The sequence below is a fragment of the Candidatus Leptofilum sp. genome, assembly GCF_965223285.1.
In the GTDB taxonomy this organism is placed as follows: Bacteria; Chloroflexota; Anaerolineae; order Promineifilales; family Promineifilaceae; genus Leptofilum.
The window spans coordinates 1,361,447-1,382,277 of sequence record NZ_OZ244997.1; the positions used below are offsets into that span (position 1 = coordinate 1,361,447).

Here is a 20,831-nt window from a genome sequence, read left to right on the forward strand (position 1 = left end):
GGCTTACCCTTTTGGCCGCGGACGGACCAGCCCCCAGGCGTAGCCAAGCCCCAGGGCAAGGGCGCGGCAAAAGAGCAGCCACGGCGACGCCAGGCAGACGGCCCAATCTTTGCGCCACGCTTTTTGCAGGAAGGGAAGCGTGCTGAGTTTGAAAACACCTAAGAGCAAGATTGCCGCAAGAATGGCAAAAGGAAATAGTACGCTAATGGCCAGCATCGCCAAAATAAGCGCGACCAGCCCCATTTGCAGCTTTAGCACCTGCGGCGTGTGCGAATCCTTGATGACGCGCTTCGGGTAGCGGCGCATAATTTGTGCTTTCCAGTAGCCTATCATCACTTTTTTGCGGAAGTAGCGGCTTAAGCTGTTGCTATGCTGATGCCAAACAACGGCCGTTTCCTGAAACACCATCTTATGCCCCGCAGCCGCCAGCCGAAAAGATAGCTCTTGATCTTCCACGTAACGAATTGACTCATCAAAGCCGCCGGATGCTTGCAAAACGGCCGTGCGGTACCCAGCCGAATAGGTGTCGATGAAATCAATTACGGGTTGGGTTCGCAGCAAATCGTACTTGTCTTCGTACTCAATTTGCACAAAGCGGGCGACCAACTCTGGCTGGCGGGTGGCGTAGATGCCTTTGCAGCCTTGCACGGCGGGGTCTTGAAACGGCCGACACATTTCTGCCACCCAATTTGCTTCTGGCACACAATCTGCGTCTGTGAACAGGATGATTTCTCCCGTAGCGACGGCTAGTCCACTGTTTCGCGCTGCCCCTGCAGCACGCCGCTTGGCGTGCTGGATGAGCTGCACACCGGCTGCCTCAGCCACCGCTTGCGTGCCGTCGGTAGAGCCATCATCCACCAAAATAATCTCGGTAGTGATGCCAGCGGGCAATGTTTGCGCCTGGCACGCCGCCAAACAGGCTGGCAAAGTGCTGCGGGCGTTTAGTGCGGGAATAATAATTGAGATGTGCATGTTGTTTAAAGAGTTTGCCACGAATTACGCGAATTTTCGCGGAAAATTTAATCCATAAAATCCGCGCAATCCGTGGCTAAAAATCACTGTTCAATCTTTGCCAGGACCAGTTAGTTTGCACTGCTGCCACGCCACCTAGGATGAGCTTTGGCAGCAGCGTACAGAGATGAAACACAATGGCATAGCTGACGATAACGGCCGTTCCCAAAACCTCTGTTTGCCCCACCTGCGCCAGTACAAAAAAAACGGCCGCTTCAAAAATGCCTAGCTCGCCCGGTGCCGTGGGTGGCGTTGTGACCAATGCCACCGCCACGTTGATGAGAACCGCCACGCTCAGGCTCAGCGGCAGGGCAAAGGCGAAAAAGAGCGTGTACGGCAGGGCAATATCCAGACAGATAATCATTATTGAGGATAGCCCAATTGCCTGCAAGCTGCGACGATGGCGCAGCGCAGCCAAGCCATCCAGCCCTAAAATGAGGCGGCGATTGACCCAATGCTGCATTTTTTGGGGCAGTCGGGCGGTGAGCTTTTGCAGCAAGGCGATGACGCGTTCGGTTTGGCTGGTGACTAGCCCCATTCCTAATAAAAAAACGGCCGCAACGATGGCTAGCAGCAAACCAATTTGTTCCGTGTTTGGGGGCAAAGCGGCAAATGGAATGAGCAGCAGCACGGCGAGGCCAAGCACAATTAATTCCAGACTTTTCTCGATGAGCATGCTGCTGACGGCTTGCGTTTTGCTGATGCCGATTTGCTGGTTGATGGCATAAGCGCGACCCAGTTCACCCAAGCGTAGAAATGGGAGGATGGTGTTCACAAACTGGCCCAGCCAAATTGCCCAGAAGACGGCCGTATACCGAATTGTCTCCGGCGAATCAGGGGCGAGCAGCACCCGCCAGCGCCACGCTTTCAGGCTGCCGTTAATAATAAAGATGAGCAAGCCGAGGCCAATGAAACGGCCGTCTGTGGCTCGGAATGCTCGAAAAATGTCGGCAAGATCAATGGTTTGGGCCAGATAATAAATGCCGCCGATAAGCAGAACGGCCGTAACCCCCCCATTAAGCCAGGGCCAGAGGATGCGCCAGCGGGATTTGGGTTTACTGTTTGTCTGAGGGGACACGCGGTTTCATAAGTTTAGCGACGGGCGCGGGTATACATCAGCATCGCGCCGTACACGGCCAGCCCAAAGATGAGCAGTGTCACCAAAAAGCCTGCCCACAGCACCACGCGGTTCCGCGGCTGCGTGGTTTGACTAATGGGTGAGGTGATAACGGCCGTTGCCTCCGGGTTGCTGTCGCCAATGACGGCAGGTGAATTGGTTACGGCTGGTTGCGTTGCGGGAGGGATGTATCCTTCTTCAGCTTCTGAGCTTGAGGGGGCAGGGCGATCAAGTGGATAGCCGTCCTCTGGCTGGACGGGAGTAGCGGGGGGCGGGTATCCTTCTGGCGTGGGATCAGTTTGGGCGTTGGCTGGCTGGGTGACAAACAGCAGCAACAGTGCCAGCGGCAATAATAAATTCCAGGGCAATAACTTTTTTACGAGACGTTTCATTTGGCACTTCGCAGTGAGGCAATTAGGTTAAAGAGTGCCCAGCCGGTGAACAGCAGCCATACGGCCGTTTCCCACCAGCGGGTGGATGTAAAAATAAGTCCCAGCAAGATGAGCAAAAAACCAATCCAAAATAGCTGGGCATAAGGTGATTTTTGGCTCACATCGGCCACTTTTTGCGCCTTGGTTTGGGCCAGCCAGTAGGCGTAACTCCACGTTCCCAGCAGAACGGCCGTACCCAAAATCCAAAGTCCATTTGTCCAGACAGATCGCCAATCAATCACGGCGAAAAAGTATAGCATATGTTAAAATCGCCACAAAGTGAGCCAGCGGCTTGTTTGTTAGTTGATAGTTTGTTTGTGGTTGGTTTTCGGAACATGCACCGGTTATCGGCTACTAACCACCAGCCGCCAACCCCTAGTCACTCTGGAGATTTCTATGGCCAAAACCCGATCCCGCTACGTTTGCAGCAACTGTAACCGCGTAACGGCCGCTTACGTCGGCAAATGTCCCAAATGTGGGGAATTCAACACAATGGAAGAAGAAGTGCTGGTTGCCGAGGCTCCGCCCAGCAAGCGGAACCGCCGCGCTACGGGGCAAAGCGATAGCAAGCCCCAGCGGTTGGGTGAAATCACCGCCGATGGCTTCGAGCGACTGCCGCTGCCGCTGCCAGAGTTTGGCCGCGTGCTAGGCGGCGGCATTGTGCCAGGATCGTTGGTATTGGTTGGTGGCGATCCCGGCATTGGCAAATCTACGTTGCTGCTGGATGTGTCGGCTCTGACGGCCAACGCGCATGGCACGACGCTGTATGTTTCTGGCGAGGAGAGCAGCCGCCAAATCAAGATGCGCGCCGACCGGCTAGGCATCACCGCTGATGATTTGTATTTGGTGACGGAGACGAAGCTGCAAGCAATTTTGAACCACGTGGAGCAGCTTCAGCCCACGTTGGTGATTGTAGACAGCATCCAGACCACCTTTGCCGAGGATTTGACGTCGGCGGCAGGCAGCGTGAGTCAGGTGCGGGAATGTGCCAGCCGCTTCCAGGAGCTGGCTAAAACGTCGGGCATTAGCGTCTTTTTGGTAGGGCATGTAACCAAGGAAGGCACGATTGCCGGGCCGCGCGTGCTGGAACACATCGTGGATACCGTTTTGTATTTGGAAGGCGATCCGTTCCACCGGTATCGGCTGTTGCGGAGCGTGAAAAATCGGTTTGGGGCTACCAGCGAGGTGGGCGTATTTGAGATGGTCGAAAAAGGCATGGTTGAGGTGCCAAATCCGTCAGAGGCGTTTTTGGCTGAACGGCAGGTGAATGCGCCCGGTTCTACCATTGCGGTAACGATGGAGGGCACACGGCCGTTGCTGGTAGAAGTGCAGGCGTTGGCGAGTTCAACCACTTTTTCTAACCCCCGCCGCACGGCCAATGGGGTGGATTACAATCGACTATTGTTGATTACGGCCGTTCTCACCCGGCGCGTCCGCATAAAACTGCACGATAAAGATGTGTTTGTGAACGTTATTGGCGGCTTGCAGATTGATGAGCCAGCGGCCGATTTGGCCATTGCTGTGGCCATTGCCAGCAGCGTGAAGGATCAATCTGTGCATGCCGATATGGCATTTGTGGGGGAAGTGGGCTTGAGTGGCGAATTGCGAGCCGTGAGCCAATTAGAAGCGCGCCTGAAAGAAGCAAAGAAGCTGGGCTTTAAGCGATGTGTCATCCCCAAAACGGCACAACGCCGCTTGACGGAGCCGCCAAAGGGGCTAGAGTTGGTTGGCTGCCGCAATTTGGCCGAGGCAATTGATGTGGCATTGATCAAGGGATAAGTTGTGCGTTACCTGTTGGAATGTGATCATTGAGCGTGAAATGAAAAATCAAAGATTGCACAGATTAACAAGATTTAACAATCCGGTAAATCTGCGCAATCTGTTGATAAATGTTTAGTTGTCGCGGATAACGGCCGTAATTTCCATCTCTCCCGCGTTTTCAAACGTAAGGGTAATTGGAATTTCAGTACCTTCTTCAAAGTCAATCTGTTTCATCATGCACATGACGTGTAGGCCGCCGGGCTTTAACTCAGCGTTGCCGCCAGCAGGAATCGGAATTGTGCCGCCTTCAACAGGGCGCATCCCCATCACGCCATCCCCTTTGTCGTACATTTCGTGTAGCTCAACTGTGCCGCAAGCATCGGTGCTAGCGGAAAGCAGCGTGTCGTCGCTGTCGCTATTGTTCGTGAGCATCATGTAAAATGCCCCATTGGCAGCAGCAGCAGGGGAGGTGCGTCCCCACGGGTCGGTTACGGTAACAGCTTCTTCTTCGCCACCACCGCAGGCAACGGCCGTAAAGCCAACAGCCAACATTGATAAAAGTGTGAGCAATAAAGTTGCTTTTTTCATTTGTTTCACTCCAAATTTGGATGTCTTCAATTTTGCAAGATTCTCGGTTTGGGCAAGTTTACTTCTTAGGGGGTGGCGAGGGCGTTTGCAAAAAGAGCTCTTGCGGGGCATGAGCGTGTGGCCGCAGCCAGCAAAAAATGGTGAGCAGAATTGTGAGGGTGATGACATTAGTGACGGGCTGAACGAAGTTGGATTGCACGGCCGTTTCCCCTAAACCGGTCTCGCAAGGTGGCTGGAACTGGTCAGGGATGATCGTCTGACAGCCGAAGCTGGCCAGCGGCGACCCTACTAGCATGACCGTTAACAGCAGCATCGCCCAAAAAGTGTCAATCGTTTTCGTTATGTCGCGCATTCGACTTCTTGTTACCCTCTCCGAGCCACTAGCACCAAAACGCCGCTGGCAACCAGCAAAACCGCAACTGCGCCGATAAGCAGCCAGAGTAGATTATTGGTTTGCTGTTGCGGATTGGTTGTTTCTGGCGTGGGTGTGATGGCCGTTTCGCCCTCACTTTCTTCACCATCAACTGCTGCGACTGCCTGGGTAGGTAAGGCCGTTGGCTCTGGCGAAGGGGTGACGGTAGCTGTTGGAGACGGGGTGTCGGTAGGGTTAGGAACGGCCGTTGTTGTGGCAATCACCGTCACCTCGATCACGCTGAGGCCGAGTTCCGGGTCTTCAGACGAGCCGCCAATGGTGGCGGGTTGGGGGCGTGCGCCGACTACCACCTCCTGCCCCAGTTGCAGCAACGCACCCTCCGACAATCCGCTAATTTCGTATAGCTCATCAAGCGTTAAGTCGTAAGTGGCGGCGATGAGCAGCAGCGTATCGCCACTGCCCACCACATGCACAATCGTTCCGTCTGGCTTTACCCGCGCATCGGGGAAGCCTGCCAGCGGAGTAGAGCCATCTGGCAGCACCGTGTAGCCGATAATGAGCTGCTGCCCCACCGAGAGCAGGTTGGCGGGCAACAGGTTGTTCCAGGCGTATAAATTGTCCAGCGAAACGTTGTATTGGTCAGCCAGCGTGATTAGGGTGTCGCCAGCTTGTACATTGTAGAGGATACGGCCGTCTGGCTGCGCCGTGGGTGAAGCCAGCGGGGTAGGGCTAGGTAGCGGTGTTGGCGTCAGCGTTGGGGGCAATGGTGTGGGGGATGGCCCTGGTGTAAATGTTGGCGGCGGGGGCAATGTGGCCGTTGGCGTGGCGTTGGGATCAGCAGTAGGGGGCGGTGGTGGTTGGGTAGGCGGTGGCGGGGCAGCGATACTGCCACTTTTGTAGGCTGCACTCAATTCGGCGGTGAGCTGTAAATAAAAGTTGCCATACTCCACGCTTGGCTCAAGCTGGCTGCCTTCTACCCATTCGTTAAACGAGGTGATGATGAGCATATCTGGCGCACTGGCGGCGGCACCACCAAAGGTGGAGCGGTAAAAGTCACCGTTGGCGCGGTCACGCGGGGCCGTGCTAGAGCCAATCAGGCTGGCATCCCAGCCAGGCATGGCGGTCCCAACCCAATATTTGTAGCCACCGAAGGTTTGAGCAGCGGCACGGGTGTTGGCAGCCCAGGTTGCGGCCGTTCCGGCGGGATTTCCAGACCAGGCAATGTTGTACAAATGCAGTCCGTCGAAGGAATCCAGATAGCTGGTGTCGCCTCCTTCAGCAATCCAAATGCTGTTGCGGTCGGGGTCTACCGTGTTGCGAATGACCACCCAATCAGCCGGAGACAAAATCCAGTTGGCCCAAAAGAAAATGACGGGCTTGCCATCCACACGCAGGTAAGCGGGATGTTGAGCATGGGTGCTTAACAAGGCGCGAAGGGCGTTGATCCGGTCATCATTAGTGGCAAAGAAGGGGCTGGCAGTTTCAAAGTCGACGGCCGCTTTAAACCCCGTTGCCGAAGCAATATTTAGCAATGCCTGGAAGTTGGTTTCGGTTTGGTTATTTACCGTTTCTGGCCCGTACCAGCTTTGCACAAAGCCATCAATGCCAGCCGATTGGGCTTCGTTAACGTGTCGCTGGATGGTACCGGTGTCGGTGGAAAAGTAGGGCGTGACCGGGTTGAACGGGGTGAGTCCCGGCCCGAAGCTGCTGGGGCTGTACCAGGCATAGTAAAAAGCCAGCACCAATCGTGTTTGGCCCTGGGCAGCAGCGGGGGGCGGATCGCTTTTCTTGCCAAGTAGCAGCGGCAAAAGCACAAATAACAGCAGGAGAAGCCCTACACGCCAGCTACGGAAACGGCCGTTCATCAATAATTTCATAGGGGGCGATTATAGCTTTGCTCCCGCTCCCTGCCAGCTTTATGAAGAAAACGGCCGTGCTTTTTCATCAAAAACCAAAGCAACGCTTTGCCAACCTGCTTGGCAAACATCAATAGCCTCGTTTGTGAAGTTCGTGATTTGCAAGTTGACGATATTTCTCGAATTCTCTACAATCCCAACACTTCAAAAAACGCCTAAGTGTGAAGAATACGGCCGTAAACCGCCGTTTGCATGTTGTAGTTGAGAATCTGTCCAAAAAACCATCTAGAAAATAGAAGATAAGCTAGCCAATGTGAGCCTCAGAAAATGTTTTGAGTACGTTGGCACACATACAATCAGCAAAAGGAAGTTGAGGTTTCGGAACTATATTTTGGGCTGATAGTTTGCGTAAAAACGAGAGAACGGCTCTGTTTATTCTCAAGGGCTTGCGCGCCTTTGCAAGTCGCGTGAGCCAGATGTTTAACAATACCCATATTATTCTGTTCAACTGATTGAAGGAGGAAGGAAATGTTCAACCAACGTTTATCCAAAGACGAAGCACATCGCATCCCTCGTCTGATTATGCTGCTTCTGCTGCTGGTTTTGGCCCTGGCCATGACCCAATGCACCTCTTCTGGCGGTGAGGAAGGCGATGAGGCTGTAGATTCTGGTGGAAGCTCGGACGCCGCTGGGACAACAGATTCTGCCGATGGCGAAGAAAGTGCAGAAGCAGGTGACGACACCATCACTCTGGCAATCCAGCATTTTAGCGTTATTGAAGGCACCACCTGGTCTGGTGCCCACGACCGTGCCGGTGAACGTCTGGCGGAGAAGTACGATAACGTCGAGTACGTCTTCCGCGAGGAAGTTGGCCCTGATCTCACCGTGCCGTACGCTGAGGAGCTGATTTCTAGCGGTGCAGACATTGTCATTGGCAACGCAGAATTTATGGGGTTACCCCTGCAAGACATCACTGAAAAATACCCCGATGTCTACTTTGGTTCCATCATCGCCAGCGACTTGGCAACCGAACGCAACTTTATTCGCCTTTTCCCGCGGCAATACCAGGCACTTTATCTGGAAGGATTGATTGCCGGTGCCCTTACCGAGACGGGCAATATTGGCATCGTCTCCGCCTTCCCGTCCGTGCAGGTAATTCGCCGCACCAATGGCTTTGTGTTGGGCGTGCAAGATGCAGCCGAGATGCTGGGTAAGGACATTAACATTTACGTCAAATATGCGGGCGACTGGTTCCTGCCGCCAGAAGAACGAGGCATTGCCGAAACGCTAGTGAGCGAATTTGACGTCGATGTGATCACCCATCAAACAGACTCCGGTTCCCCCCTTGATGTGGCTGTAGAGCAAGAAATCTGGTTTGTGGGCAAGGATATGGATATCGTTGGCTTCTATGGCTGGTCAGATACCGATACGGTAGCGGTTTCCTTCGATACTCGCTGGGAAGTTTTGTACGACCAGATGATCAACGACTATATGTCTGATGAGCAGAATCCAGAAACCGTTCTGTATCTGGGCATGGATAGCTCAATAACCTTGGCTGATGGCACCGAAGTGCCCACGGTGGACATTATGAACGACGGCAAGGTTGGCCTTGACGCAATTAGTCCGGCAGCCTTATCCGCTATTCCGCAAGAAATTCTGGACTTGGTTGAACAACGTCGCGGTGAAATGATCAATGGCACATGGGATCCATTCACTGCACATGCTTTTGTTAGTAACGGAACTGGTTTGGAACTTGAAGGTATACAAATTCCGGCAGAAGGTGTCGAAGTCAAGCCAGCCGGTGATGAACCAACGGCCGAATGGTTGCTCTCGAGCTTCAATTTTGACCTTCAAGGGGTCACAATTCTAGAGTAAACGCCTCTCTGTGGCCGTCCTCAGTATATTGATTCCAAAAGACAAGGTGAGGCTCTGCAATGAGTTTGGGAGCCTCACCTGCTCCACATTCATTTATCGACAAGACAAACAATAAGTAGAGAAGGGTCGCCGTGCTGCTTCGAGATATAAAACCGGGCGAGATTGTTTTAGAGGCCAGGGGAGTTACCAAGCGATTTCCCGGCGTTATTGCCAACGACAACATTGATTTTGCCATCAGGGCAGGCGAGATTCACGCCATTTTAGGTGAAAATGGAGCCGGTAAATCGACCCTGATGAAAATTCTGTTCGGCCAATATCAACCGGATGAAGGGGAGATTTATCTAGCGGGCGAGAAAGTGAAATTCAACTCGCCGCTGGATGCGATTGAGCGTGGCATTGGCATGGTGCATCAGCATCGCAAATTGGTGCCGGCGCACACCGTCGTTGAGAACATCGTCCTGGGTCATCCAAAGGCGGGGCGGATACTCAATTTCAGGCGAACTGAGCGGGAAATCCACGACCTGTGTGAGAAATTTGGGTTCTCGATTGATGTGAAAGCCAAGGTGTGGCAGCTTTCCGAAGGGGAGAAGCAGGTTGTCGAAATTTTGAAGGCACTGTATCGAGGGGCTGAACTGCTGATTATGGATGAGCCAACGGCCGCTCTAACCCCACTCGAAACTGAAAAATTGCTTACCTCCATCGAGGCAATGGCGCAGGACAACGTGGCCATCGTGCCCTTTATTACTCACAAATTGCCCATTGTGCTGCGTATTAGCCACCGCATTACCGTTCTGCGTCGTGGCAAGATGGTGTCCTGCATTGAAACTAAACACGCGACAGAAAAAAGTTTAGCAACCGAGCTGGTTGGCCGCGAAATTATCTTCAACGTTCAGCGAAAGAAGGCAGAAGCTGGCAGCACCATTCTCCAAGTAGACAATCTACAGGCAATGAGCGACAAGGGCGTGCAAGCTCTGAATGGCGCTTCCTTTTCCATTCGGGAAGGAGAGATTTTTGGGGTAGCCGGTGTTTCTGGCAACGGTCAGCGGGAGCTGGTGGAGTGCCTGGCAGGCATGCGCTCTGCCGCAGCTGGCAATGTTGTGCTGGATGGCAACAATATCACCACTGCTTCCAGCTACGCCCGTTGGAAGCTAGGCATGGGCTACATTCCTGCCGACCGAAACTATTTAGGTTCGATTGGCGATTTTTCGTTGGTTGAAAATACAACGATGAATTATTACTTTGATGAGATGTTTCAACATCGAGGAAGTTTGGATTATCAAAAAATCCGGCAGCTAACGAAGGAGATTATTTCTGAATATGCGGTCAAAACGCCGAACCCGGATGTGAAAGCGAAGAATTTATCGGGTGGAAATTTGCAGAAGCTCATATTGGCACGGGTACTTTCGCGTAACCCTCGCCTGGTGATTGCAGAATTGCCTACGCAGGGACTGGATATTGGTGCCATCGAGTTTGTGCGTAACAAACTGAATGAGGCCAAATTCAAAAATGCGGCCGTTCTGCTCATATCTGAGGATTTGGACGAGATTTTTTCGTTGAGCGATTGGATTGCCCCAATTTACGAAGGCCAATTCATGGGGATTATTCCCGCCGAAGAAGCGAAACGCGAAGATGTGGGCGCGATGATGGCAGGCATTGAATTGGCGGGAGGGGCAGCATGAGGCTTGGTAGCTATCGGTTAGAACTGAAAAAACGGAGAGTATTACGGCCGTGGCAAGCGTTGCTAAATGCGGTCATGGCGATAGTTGCTGCGTTGTTTTTGTTTGGTTTTATCTTTATTTTGGCAGGTTTGAACCCGATTGACGCCTACCAGCGCATTTTTTCTTACGCTTTTTTTAATGAGTTTGGCCTGCCCCTCACGGTGAACCGCTTTGTTTTTCTGCTGCTTTGCACTTATGCCTTTATCATTCCTTTCCGAGCGGGGTTGTGGAACATTGGCATGACAGGGCAGCTGTATATCGGGGCTTTGTTGGCTTACGGTGTGTTTTATGCCTTTGACGTTAATCAGCTCAATACGCCACATCCGCCAGCCATTCTTTTGTTGCCACTTGCCGTGCTAGGAGCGGCCGTTGGTGGCGCCTTGATTGGAGCGATTGCTGGCTATCTCAAGGGCAAATACAACACCAACGAAATTGTCGTTACCATGATGCTCAATTTTATGGCATTCTGGTTTGTCTCTTTCATGATCAAGGATGGTGGCATTTTTATGAACGCTGGCGGGCGCGGCGAAAGTTTTGAGCTGCCGGATGCACTGCACATGCCGCTGCTGTTTGATGTGCCGATTACCATCTTTTTTGCTTTGGCTGCGGGCTTGTTTTTGTACTATCTCTTCTCTCGTATGCGGCTAGGGTTTGAAATTAGAGCGTATGGCCAGAACCCAAATGCGGCCGCTTACGCAGGCATTAGTCGGTTTCGGGTGCCTGTGTTGGTGTTTGTGATGGGTGGCGTGCTGGCCGGACTGGCTGGGTATCATTACTTTGCGGCCGTTCCTGGCGTATACAAAATTGCGCGGAATTACGCCTTTTTTGGGGATATGGCCTTCTACGGCATCATCTGCGGCCTTATTTCGCAGGGAAATCCGTTGGGTGCTGTACCGGTGGCATTTTTGTTTGGTGGCTTGTCGGTAGGCGGCCGTTTTGTGCAGGGTGCTTTGGGAATGAGCTTTGGTGTTGATTATGCGCTGCTAGGCGTGCTGATGATTACCCTGGTTGCGTTTCAATTTTTCTACCGTTACAAAATTGTGGTCGTAAATACAAACAGGGAGAAAGCCGATGTGGGAGTTTTGGGTACGAAGTCTTGATGCCTCGACAATCTTTTTAATTGCCGGGCTTGGCGAGCTTTTTGGACAGCGTTCTGGCATTTTGAACGTGGGTGTAGAGGGCGTGATGTTGTTTGGTGCCACGCTGGGCTTTATCACCGCGCAGATGACAGGCAGCTATTTGCTGGGCTTTGCCATTGGCATTGCCATTGGTGGCTTGTTGGGATTCTTGCATGGCTTTTTCTCTATTACGCTTGGCGGTGACCAGGTTGTAAGTGGCATGGGTATCTGGATACTGGGCTTTGGCTTAACCACTTATTTGGGATCTCCCTTTACCGGGCCACTCGGCATGGAGCGGATTCCTACCATCTTTGGATTATCTCCCTTTTTCTACGTTGGGATAATTTTGGCAGCAATCATCTATTTTGTTTTAACACGAACGAGTTTGGGTTTAAGGATTCGTTCCGTGGGTGAAAACCCAGCCGTTGCCGAAGTATCGGGCATTAGCGTGAGCAAAACCCGCTATTTGTGCGTGACGGTGGGGGGAATGTTGATGGGCTTTGCCGGGGCAGTTTACGGGCTCGATTACAACCCCGTTTGGAGCTACAATTTTTTGCTTGGTTGGGGCTTTATAGCCTTGGCACTGGTGTTCTTCTCAATGTGGAATCCGTTGATTTTGCTGGGCGGTTCGCTGCTGTTTGGCACGATGTGGCAGCTTTCGCTTAGCCCGGAACTGGTGCTGCCAGGCGTTTTATCTCGCTATATCTGGCGGATGGTGCCTTTTGGCATTACGGTCATTGTGCTGCTGTTCATGTCTACCAAGCGATTTAGAACCCGATGGGGAGCAGCCAGGCCTGAGGCATTGGGGCAGCCATATTTGAAGGAATAATTATTGTGCAGCTTGCCGACGGCCGATTTCTTCACGAACTACGGGTGCAACTTTGGTGCCTAACAGTTCAATGGCGTGCATCATCTTGTCATGGGGCATGGTGCCGACGCTCATTTGTAGCAAAAAGCGGTCGTGGTTGAATAGGTCGTGCTGAAACAGAATTTTCTCGATTATCTCATCTGGACTACCGACAAAATTTGCACCGCGTAAGGTGCAAGAAGCATCGAACTGCTGACGGCTCATTGGCGGCCAGCCGCGCTCACGGCCGATTTTGTTCATCACCTGGACAAAAGGCGGAAAGGCAATATCGTGGGCTTCCTGGGCATCGTCGGTAATGAAGCCGTGGGAGTTGATGCTAACGGCTAATTTTGCGCGATCATGACCTGCCTGGGCGACCGCGCGATTGTACAAAGTCACCATTGGCTCAAACTGTTCCGGGTAGCCACCGATGATAGCCAGGGCGAGTGGCAAGCCAAGTGTGGCGGTTCGCACAACGGATTCTGGCGTGCCGCCAACGGCCACCCAAACAGGCAGCGGGTCTTGAACCGGACGCGGATAAACGCCTTGCCCAGTTAGCGCAGGGCGATGCTTGCCCGACCAATTTACCTCAACGTCCTCCCGGATTTTTAGCAGAAGTTCCAATTTTTCGGCAAAGAGCGTATGGTAATCACGTAAATCGTAGCCAAAGAGGGGAAACGATTCGATGAATGAGCCGCGCCCGGCCATGATTTCGGCACGGCCGTTTGACAGCAAATCTAGCGTAGCAAACTGCTGAAACACCCGCACTGGATCATCAGAGCTCAGCACGGAAACGGCACTGCTAAGGCGGATGCGCTTGGTGCGGGCGGCAGCGGCAGCCAAAATGACGGCCGGAGCTGAGGAGACAAAATCGGGCCGATGGTGTTCTCCTAGTCCAAAGACATCTAATCCAACTTGATCGGCCAGCTCGATGGTTTCAATTAGCTCTTCTAGTCGCTGCGCAGAGGTGATGAGTTCACCCGTTGTGGGGTCTGGCGTCAGTTCTGCAAAGGAATAGAGTCCAATTTCAAAAGGTTGCTTTTCACTCATGAGGTTTGTTCCAGGCGGCGGGCGATTGTCTCTTTCACCAATTCTACATCTGCCGGAAGATTGACGGGCGGGTTGGCGTATTGGCTTTCGGCTTCGGGTAGAGTGCCTTCGTGGTATTGCACTTTGAATTGGGTGAATTTGAGGCCGTGGGCGGTGCTAATAACGACGGTGCGATCATCTTTGTGGATGACCCCTTTATCTACTAATTTGAAGAGGGCGGCGAGGGCAACGGCCGTATGCGGACAGGTATACATGCCAGTGCGATCAGCCAAAGCGGCCGCATTCGCCAACTCATGCTCCGACGCCTGCGCCACAATGCCGTTGGTGGCCTGGATCGCCTGCACCGCTTTCTCATAGCTCACCGGGTCACCAATGCGAATGGCCGATGCCTGGGTATCCTGGGCTTGTTGAGCAACCTTGTCTTGGAAGCCATTGAGGTAGCTTTGGAAAAACGGATTGGCTTTGGCTGCCTGCGCCGCCACGAGTCGAGGTGTCTTGTCGATGATGCCCAAATCGAGCAGCAGCTTGAGCCCTTTGTAGGTGGCGCTGATGTTGCCCAAATTGCCCACTGGCAGGATGATCCAGTCCGGCACTTCCCAATTAAACTGGCGCACGATTTCGATTCCAACCGTTTTTTGCCCCTCGATGCGCAAACTGTTCATTGAGTTGGCCAGGTAAATGCTGTTGTCCTTCGTCAGCTCCTTGACAATTTGCATACAGCCGTCGAAATCGGTGTCCAGTGCCAAAACGTGCGCGCCGTTGGCGATGGGCTGGATGAGCTGGGCGGCACTCACCTTGTTCTGTGGCAAAAAGACGATGGACGGGATACTCGCTGCCGCCGCGTAAGCTGCCAAAGCCGCGCTTGTGTCCCCAGTGCTGGCGCAGGCCACGGCCTTTACCGGATTGTTGGGCAGGGTCATCATCTGCTTCACCACGCTGACCAGGACGGTCATGCCCAAATCTTTGAAGCTGCCGGTGTGGCTGTTGCCGCACAGCTTGATCCACAGGTCCGACAGGCCAATTTGCTGCCCCAGCCGCTCCGCCCAGAACAGGTTAGAGTTGCCCTCAAACATGCTCACGACGTTGTCGTTGTCCAAATCGGGGATGACCCACTCTTTCATAGCCCAGACGCCGCTGCCGTAGGGCCACTGGGTGCCGCCCGCACGTTGGTCGAGCAAGGTTTGCCATTGCTCGGCGGTGCGCTGGCGCAAGGGTTCCAGGTCGTGGTGGACTTCTAGCAGACCGCCACAGGTGGGGCAGGTGTAGATGACATCGTAAATGGAATAGCTGCCGGGGCAGCCCCGGAAACAGTGGAAGGTCGCTTTGAAATTCATGGAGAGGATTTTACTTGGTTTGATGAGATTGCTCCAGAGAAGTTGAGTATTGGTTTCATGAACTATTCTCTTTTTCCATTGCTTCTTTGGCCTCGCGGTAAATTCCTTCCCTCTTAATACTAGACATCATTAAAATTGTTATAAAAAATGCAATGATTCCCGGGCAAAAAACAATTGTAATTGGGTGGGCAAGTTCTGATGGTGCGCATTGTTGTGGATCCCATCCGTAGAAGCCAAAGGCCATTAATGAACATGAAAGCGTAAAAGTTGCCCAGCCCATTACACCTAGGAGTAACAATGTATTTGAGTCTAATTTTTCTTTTCGCTCTCTCCAAGCATACCGGGTAAATTGAATAGCAGGTACAAGAGAAACTACAAATCCTAAGATCAATAGAATTAATTGAACATTACAACTGTTTGAACCCATCAGTCTCTACCTCACTGGCAAGATTGATTACAAATTGCGAGCGTATTTTACCATAAAAACTTCGCATATTTGCCCAAGATGCAAAATATAATTGACATTTTGCAATATATATTTTACAATGCTGCCATGCGTGATATTCAGATTGGCAATAAGGTGCGATTGGCCCGAATTGAAGCAGACTTGACCCAGCAAGAGCTGGCGGATCAGGTGCGCGTCACCCGACAGACGATTGGGCTTATTGAAAGTGACAAATATAATCCGACGATCAAACTGTGCCTCATGCTGGCGAACGTGTTGGGCAAGCGTCTGGATGACCTGTTTTGGATCGCCGGGTTCGAGGAGGATTAAAATGAATTTTGATGAACGTTCACAGCAGGTTGCAGGGCAAAGCGCGATGATCATGCTCGGCTTGACCCAAACCGCCTTGGGGATCATTTTGTTGGTTCGCCTGTACGTTTTCGATCAACCTGATTCTGAACTGCGAGATATTCAATGGGTCTTGCTGGGGTCGATTGTGGGCTACTTTGTGCTTCGCTCATTTTTAGGCGGCATTATGCCCGTGCCAACGGTGAAGCAGGCAGCTTTGGCTTACGTGGGCATGACGATCTTTTTGTTCGTGGTGTTGAGCCTGTGGCTGGGTCTGCCTGACTTGTCTGAATGGACGACGAATGTGCTGCCCGCCATTTTAGGGCCGGCTATCATTGTCGGTGGCTATTGGCTCGTTGCCGCGCTGGGTAAGCGGCGGATTGAGCGGGAGATTCTCGACTAGAGGGATGCCATTCATGAAAAACTCATGCAGTCCAGTAGAAATTCGTTTAAGGTGTATTGTTGAATTCGCCGAACTGCATGAGCAAGGAAAGCAAAAGTAATGGTTTTTCGACAGAAGCCGATCTTGATCCCCTTACTGTTGTTCACGTTGTTGATTTCGCAACTGTATGTAGCCGAGCAAACAGATGCCTTTGATTTACCAGACAATTTTGAGAATGTACAGGTTATTGGTGATTTAGTTGATCCAGATGGGTTTGCTTTTTCGCCGGACGGCCGTATGTTTATCAGTGAGCGGATTACGGGTCGATTGCTCGTTGCAAAATTCAACGCCGCCAGCCAAGAATGGGAACTCAATCCACAACCTTTTTACACATTCGACATACCCAAAGACGACGAGGAGAACCCGGAAGCGCATCGCTCTGCTGGGCTGCGCGACATCGCGTTTGACCCCAACTTTGCTGAAAATGGCCTTGTTTATGCTTTTTACATGAAAGATGAACTGCTGCACAACCGGGTCGTGCGGCTCAAAGCGAGTGAGGCAAACCCTGATGTGGCGGATTTAACTTTTGGGGTAAATGGGGAAGAGCTGCTGCTAGAGATGCCGTTTAACGACACAATCTCCAGCGGCAGCCACAATGGCGGGGCCGTCGAATTTGGCAATGACAATATGCTGTACATCACCACCGGGGATGGTTGGGAAGGCGACAATCCGGGCGATCCTGTGCAATCGCTGGAAACGTTTACGGGCAAAGTTTTCCGCATAAGTTCCGATGGCACTATTCCAACGGATAATCCATTTTATGATTCGACGACGGGTGATTATCGGGCCATCTATGCCCTGGGATTGCGCAACCCTTACACCATGTCGCGCCACCCCGATACGGGCGTACTTTACATTAACGATGCACGCGGAGACAAGAAGGATCAGATTTACATTGTTGAAGCGGGCGTAAATTATTTACATGAAGGGTCTGGTATTGGCGAGGATCGTTCACCCTGGGCAAACGGGGCCAATGCCGGGGGCGAACTGATCACGGGTGGCGCGTGGTATCCAACCAGCGGCGGGCCATTCCCCGCCCAATATTGGGGGAGCTACTTTGTGGCTTTGTGGGGCAGCAACAGCAGCAATGTGGGTCAGATCAGCTATGTGCAGTCGGATCAGGGCGATTCTGTTTTTGCTTTTGAAACAAATATTGGCGTCGCTGGAGCCAATGGTATTTACGTAAAACCAGTTGCCACACGCATTGGGCCAGACGGCAATTTGTATTACATGCTAACAACGTACACAACCAGCAGCGGGGCCATCCACATGGTGCGCTACACAGATCAACAGACGGTTGCCACGCCAGCATTGCTGCCTGACGGGGGCAATTATGCAAATTCTGTGTCGGTGACAATGAGTACAATCACCCCAGGTGCTGAGATTTATTACACAACGGATAATTCGGAGCCTACCCAGTTATCTACGCTGTACACCGCACCCATCACGATTAGTGAAGATACGATTGTGAAAGCCAGGGCGTTTTTGGCGGGCTTGAACCCCAGCAGCACCGTCTCGGCGATATACACCTTTGGCGATCAGCCAGATAATGTGCCACCCGTTGCCGATGCAGGTGACGACCGCAGCGTGATTGTTGGCCAGGTTGTAACGTTGGATGGCAGCGGTTCTTACGATCCAGATGGTGACGATGATTTTCTGACCGATGAGCAGTGGACGCAGCTTGCTGGGCCAGCAGCGGCGATTGTGGATGCAACGGAAGAGATTGCCTTTTTTACCCCTGTTGTGGCCGGGGTGTATGTTTTCGAACTGGAATTGAGCGATGGGTTTGATACGGCCGTCGATACCGTCACGATTACGGCCGTTCCGCCGCCGCGCATCATGAGTGGCATCACTGTTTACTACACCTTCGAGGCGGGCTCTGGCTCAACCATTTTCGACAGGGCTGAAAGCGGGGAGCCGTTGAACCTGGAAATTGAGACTGGCAGCAATGTCACCTGGATTCAGGACGGTGGCCTGATTGTGAATAGTGCTAGCTCGATCACAGGACAGGATACAAAAATTTACGATGCTTGCACCACCAGCAATGCCATCACTATCGAAACATGGATAACTCCTGACAACATCAGCCAGAGTGGGCCAGCGCGCATTGTTTCTTTTTCAGCTGATACGTTAAACCGGAACTTTACCTTGGGGCAGGAGGCTGACCAATTTGATGTGCGACTGCGCACCTCTACAACCAATGACAACGGCACGCCGTCCGTTACTGCGCCGGACGCCACGGCTAAAACCAGCCTGACCCATGTGGTATATACGCGCAGCCCCAACGGTGCGGCGAGCATCTACGTCGATGGCCTTTTGCAAACAACGAGCACAGTTGGCGGCGATCTGATGGGTTGGGACGAGTCATACAATTTGTTGCTGGCTAATGAAGCGACCGAAGATCGTCCCTGGCTGGGTGAGTACCAACTGGTGGCTATCTTTTGCCGTGTGCTGGCACCAGGGGAAATTAGCCAAAATTATTATGCAGGCGCACAGCCTTTGGGTACGGCCGTATTTCTACCGCTTATCGTCGATCAATGATTGGTGGAGGCGGTCATTTGCACGAGGAGTCTGCCGGTGGCTTCGGCGCGCTGTTGCCAAGGTGCGATGAACGGTATGGTTTGGGGGTAGGCTGCCTGAAGTTGCTGGTAGTTTTGTACCCAATCTGCGCAACTGTCTTGTAGATTGGCTAGCAGTTGGGGCAGGGCGTCGTACTGTACGGCCATTCGCAACAAATTCAGCAGCATCGTTTCCCGGCTGCCAAAACCGCGCGGTAGGTCAAAGTGACGGCCCAGCTCCCCAATGTTGTCTCGGCTGAGAGTGATGCCGCTCAAGGCAGGCAGCAGCAGATGGCGGGCGATCTCTTTGAAGCCCGTTTTTTCATTAGCGAGGATATCTTGCGTAGGTGGTAAAAATGGGTGAACGGTGGCGGTGCTGGCATCTAGGTCGTCTGCATGGGTGAGTAAAAGCGTAAGCGTTACCTGGGCCAACTCGGCAAAGAAGGAATTGGCCTGGCACTGTATGGCCAGCAAACACGCAGGCACCCAGCGCAGCAGATGCCTTTGCAGAAAAAATTGTTGCCTTGTTTGCCAGTCGCTGATGGCCGGTTCATGATCAGACTCCCACGCTTCGGCCTCTTGCGCCACTAAAAAAGCGAGGCAGGCGAGCTCCTGACCCAGATGGTCTGCCTGGTTGTTGTCGACGGCCGTTTGGTAGCCCAGTTGAAAATAAAGTTGATTGACAACGGCCGTACTTTCGCCGCCTACCAGCCCATCCGCACCCAAAAAGTAGCTCTCAAAGGGAAAAATATTGAACTGAAACAGTTTGTGGTGGCTGGCTGCGGCGGCGTCGGCGTTGAACGGGTGGGGCCGGACGGCCGTTAATTCTGGGATTTGCTGCACGTAGGGTAGAGAAACGGCCGTAATTCCCTCCAAAAATAATTGGCTAAATAGGCGGTAGCTGAAGCTTCTAGCTCGCGCCCGTTGGGCCTGGTTTAAGCCGGACCCACTCTGTGTGCGGGAGCCGGGTTTGGAAGAAGGCATAAAGATACATTCCTGTGAGTGCGCCAAAAAAAGTAATGAGCATGATGAAGTTGCCCGCACCAATGTGCGCATAGATGGGGCCGGGACAAGCACCAGTAATCGCCCAGCCCATGCCAAAAAGCGTGCCGCCAATGACATTGCCAGGGTGAAACGGCCGTCGCTTAATCGTAATGTCTGCCCCCTCAATTGTCCGCGCTTCAAAGCGGCGAATCAGGAAAACAGAGACGGAGCCAACGGCAATCGCCGAGCAGATGACCAGGTACATATATGGGTCTTTGAACAAAAACATATCATTAATCTGAAACCAGGAAATCACCTGCGATTTAATGAGAACAATGCCGAAATAAATGCCAACGAGCAGCGTCATGAACCTGTTTTTGAATGTCACAATGGCCTCCTAGGGTATAAAAAGCGGTAGAATAAACCAGGTAGAAAGCAATCCACCGACAAAGAAGAACACGGTGGCCACAAGGCTACTCAGATTGAGTGCCGAAATGCCCATAATTGTGTGGCCGGAGGTGCAGCCTCCCGCATACCGCGTGCCAAAGCCAATCAAAATGCCGCCGGCAAACAGCCCCACCACGCCCAGCGGGGACGCATAAAATGCTGGAATGAAATTGCCCGGTTCGGCGGAGAGAAGATAGTTCCCCACAAAGCCGCCAATCAGAACGCCCAGCACAAAAATGAGGGTGCCAGTATGCTCGCGCCAGCTGTAATTCTTGCTCAGGTAAGGCAGCTTGCTATTGGGCCTACAGGCCGCGCCGATATGTCGTAAGCTGCTCGAGATGCCAAGATTTTTACCGGTTAATAACAACAAAATGGGAACTGCAAGACCAATAAGCGGCCCAGAAACATACCAGGGCCAGGGTTCCAAAAGCCAGGCTAACATCCTCTTTCTCCTTGTTTTTCGGGGTAAAACAGTAAACGAGTTGTTATAAAAACAGACTGGTTCAATCTCAAAGATTGAACCAGTCT

21 protein-coding genes are annotated in these 20,831 nt (G+C 52.5%); 8 read left to right on the forward strand and 13 right to left on the reverse strand.

Features of this window, described 5'->3' with window-relative positions; all coding sequences use genetic code 11:
* Positions 1-3: 3 nt before the first annotated feature.
* The 4 genes from ACOQPU_RS06355 to ACOQPU_RS06370 all read right to left on the reverse strand — a co-directional run bounded on the left by ACOQPU_RS06355 (position 4) and on the right by ACOQPU_RS06370 (position 2,819).
* Entirely contained in the window at positions 4-972 is a 969-nt protein-coding gene (locus tag ACOQPU_RS06355; RefSeq protein ID WP_420644286.1) for a glycosyltransferase, read from the reverse strand.
* A 76-nt stretch (positions 973-1,048) separates the two neighbouring features.
* Positions 1,049-2,089: a lysylphosphatidylglycerol synthase transmembrane domain-containing protein gene (locus ACOQPU_RS06360; protein WP_420644287.1), complete on the reverse strand. Its 1,041-nt coding sequence runs from the start codon at positions 2,087-2,089 to the stop codon at positions 1,049-1,051.
* Between the two features lie 14 nt (positions 2,090-2,103).
* The gene (locus tag ACOQPU_RS06365; RefSeq protein WP_420644288.1) at positions 2,104-2,520 is read right to left on the reverse strand and encodes a hypothetical protein; all 417 of its coding nucleotides are present in this window, start codon (positions 2,518-2,520) and stop codon (positions 2,104-2,106) included.
* The gene (locus tag ACOQPU_RS06370; RefSeq protein WP_420644289.1) at positions 2,517-2,819 is read right to left on the reverse strand and encodes a hypothetical protein; all 303 of its coding nucleotides are present in this window, start codon (positions 2,817-2,819) and stop codon (positions 2,517-2,519) included. The genes ACOQPU_RS06365 and ACOQPU_RS06370 overlap by 4 nt, the downstream gene beginning before the upstream one ends.
* Before the next feature lie 136 nt (positions 2,820-2,955).
* On the opposite strand from ACOQPU_RS06370, the gene radA reads away from it, so the two are divergent.
* Entirely contained in the window at positions 2,956-4,338 is a 1,383-nt protein-coding gene (gene radA / locus ACOQPU_RS06375; protein ID WP_420644290.1) for a DNA repair protein RadA, read from the forward strand.
* Between the two features lie 114 nt (positions 4,339-4,452).
* Here radA and ACOQPU_RS06380 read toward each other — a convergent pair whose 3' ends face one another.
* Genes ACOQPU_RS06380 through ACOQPU_RS06390 form a run of 3 tightly spaced genes read right to left on the reverse strand, consistent with a single transcriptional unit; the run spans position 4,453 to position 7,158 of the window.
* Positions 4,453-4,908 (reverse strand): copper chaperone PCu(A)C, encoded by a 456-nt coding sequence (locus tag ACOQPU_RS06380; RefSeq protein ID WP_420644291.1) that lies wholly within the window; start codon positions 4,906-4,908, stop codon positions 4,453-4,455.
* 58 nt (positions 4,909-4,966) lie between these two features.
* Positions 4,967-5,260, reverse strand: a complete 294-nt coding sequence (locus tag ACOQPU_RS06385; protein ID WP_420644292.1) for a hypothetical protein — start codon at positions 5,258-5,260, stop codon at positions 4,967-4,969.
* 11 nt (positions 5,261-5,271) lie between these two features.
* Entirely contained in the window at positions 5,272-7,158 is a 1,887-nt protein-coding gene (locus tag ACOQPU_RS06390; protein ID WP_420644293.1) for a LysM peptidoglycan-binding domain-containing protein, read from the reverse strand.
* Between the two features lie 507 nt (positions 7,159-7,665).
* On the opposite strand from ACOQPU_RS06390, the gene ACOQPU_RS06395 reads away from it, so the two are divergent.
* From ACOQPU_RS06395 to ACOQPU_RS06410, 4 genes are all read left to right on the forward strand, one after another.
* Positions 7,666-9,012: a BMP family ABC transporter substrate-binding protein gene (locus ACOQPU_RS06395; protein ID WP_420644294.1), complete on the forward strand. Its 1,347-nt coding sequence runs from the start codon at positions 7,666-7,668 to the stop codon at positions 9,010-9,012.
* Positions 9,013-9,143: 131 nt separating this feature from the next.
* The gene (locus tag ACOQPU_RS06400) at positions 9,144-10,691 is read left to right on the forward strand and encodes an ABC transporter ATP-binding protein (protein WP_420644295.1); all 1,548 of its coding nucleotides are present in this window, start codon (positions 9,144-9,146) and stop codon (positions 10,689-10,691) included.
* Positions 10,688-11,830: an ABC transporter permease gene (locus ACOQPU_RS06405; RefSeq protein ID WP_420644296.1), complete on the forward strand. Its 1,143-nt coding sequence runs from the start codon at positions 10,688-10,690 to the stop codon at positions 11,828-11,830. The genes ACOQPU_RS06400 and ACOQPU_RS06405 overlap by 4 nt, the downstream gene beginning before the upstream one ends.
* Positions 11,802-12,677: an ABC transporter permease gene (locus ACOQPU_RS06410; RefSeq protein WP_420644297.1), complete on the forward strand. Its 876-nt coding sequence runs from the start codon at positions 11,802-11,804 to the stop codon at positions 12,675-12,677. The genes ACOQPU_RS06405 and ACOQPU_RS06410 overlap by 29 nt, the downstream gene beginning before the upstream one ends.
* Here ACOQPU_RS06410 and ACOQPU_RS06415 read toward each other — a convergent pair whose 3' ends face one another.
* From ACOQPU_RS06415 to ACOQPU_RS06425, 3 genes are read right to left on the reverse strand one after another with little or no spacing between them, the layout of a single operon-like run.
* Positions 12,678-13,745, reverse strand: coding sequence for an LLM class flavin-dependent oxidoreductase (locus ACOQPU_RS06415; protein WP_420644298.1), 1,068 nt, complete (start codon positions 13,743-13,745; stop codon positions 12,678-12,680). It abuts the gene before it with no gap.
* The gene (gene thrC, locus ACOQPU_RS06420; RefSeq protein ID WP_420644299.1) at positions 13,742-15,079 is read right to left on the reverse strand and encodes a threonine synthase; all 1,338 of its coding nucleotides are present in this window, start codon (positions 15,077-15,079) and stop codon (positions 13,742-13,744) included. The genes ACOQPU_RS06415 and thrC overlap by 4 nt, the downstream gene beginning before the upstream one ends.
* Positions 15,080-15,134: 55 nt before the next feature.
* Complete coding sequence (locus ACOQPU_RS06425; protein ID WP_420644300.1) at positions 15,135-15,506, reverse strand: hypothetical protein; 372 nt, start codon at positions 15,504-15,506, stop codon at positions 15,135-15,137.
* Positions 15,507-15,632: 126 nt separating this feature from the next.
* Between ACOQPU_RS06425 and ACOQPU_RS06430 the strand changes: the two genes are divergently transcribed.
* The 3 genes from ACOQPU_RS06430 to ACOQPU_RS06440 all read left to right on the forward strand — a co-directional run bounded on the left by ACOQPU_RS06430 (position 15,633) and on the right by ACOQPU_RS06440 (position 18,855).
* Entirely contained in the window at positions 15,633-15,854 is a 222-nt protein-coding gene (locus ACOQPU_RS06430; protein WP_420645813.1) for a helix-turn-helix transcriptional regulator, read from the forward strand.
* Between the two features lies 1 nt (position 15,855).
* Entirely contained in the window at positions 15,856-16,275 is a 420-nt protein-coding gene (locus ACOQPU_RS06435; protein ID WP_420644301.1) for a hypothetical protein, read from the forward strand.
* 99 nt (positions 16,276-16,374) lie between these two features.
* Entirely contained in the window at positions 16,375-18,855 is a 2,481-nt protein-coding gene (locus ACOQPU_RS06440) for a PQQ-dependent sugar dehydrogenase (protein ID WP_420644302.1), read from the forward strand.
* On the opposite strand, the gene ACOQPU_RS06445 is transcribed toward ACOQPU_RS06440, so the two are convergent.
* Genes ACOQPU_RS06445 through ACOQPU_RS06455 form a run of 3 tightly spaced genes read right to left on the reverse strand, consistent with a single transcriptional unit; the run spans position 18,849 to position 20,745 of the window.
* On the reverse strand, positions 18,849-19,856 hold the full coding sequence (locus tag ACOQPU_RS06445; protein ID WP_420644303.1) for a TorD/DmsD family molecular chaperone: 1,008 nt from the start codon (positions 19,854-19,856) through the stop codon (positions 18,849-18,851). The genes ACOQPU_RS06440 and ACOQPU_RS06445 overlap by 7 nt on opposite strands.
* Positions 19,783-20,244: a DUF6691 family protein gene (locus tag ACOQPU_RS06450; protein WP_420644304.1), complete on the reverse strand. Its 462-nt coding sequence runs from the start codon at positions 20,242-20,244 to the stop codon at positions 19,783-19,785. Before ACOQPU_RS06450 ends, ACOQPU_RS06445 begins: the two co-directional genes overlap by 74 nt.
* A gap of 9 nt (positions 20,245-20,253) precedes the next feature.
* A complete protein-coding gene (locus tag ACOQPU_RS06455; RefSeq protein ID WP_420644305.1) occupies positions 20,254-20,745 on the reverse strand; it encodes a YeeE/YedE family protein in 492 nt (163 codons plus the stop codon).
* Positions 20,746-20,831: the final 86 nt, after the last annotated feature.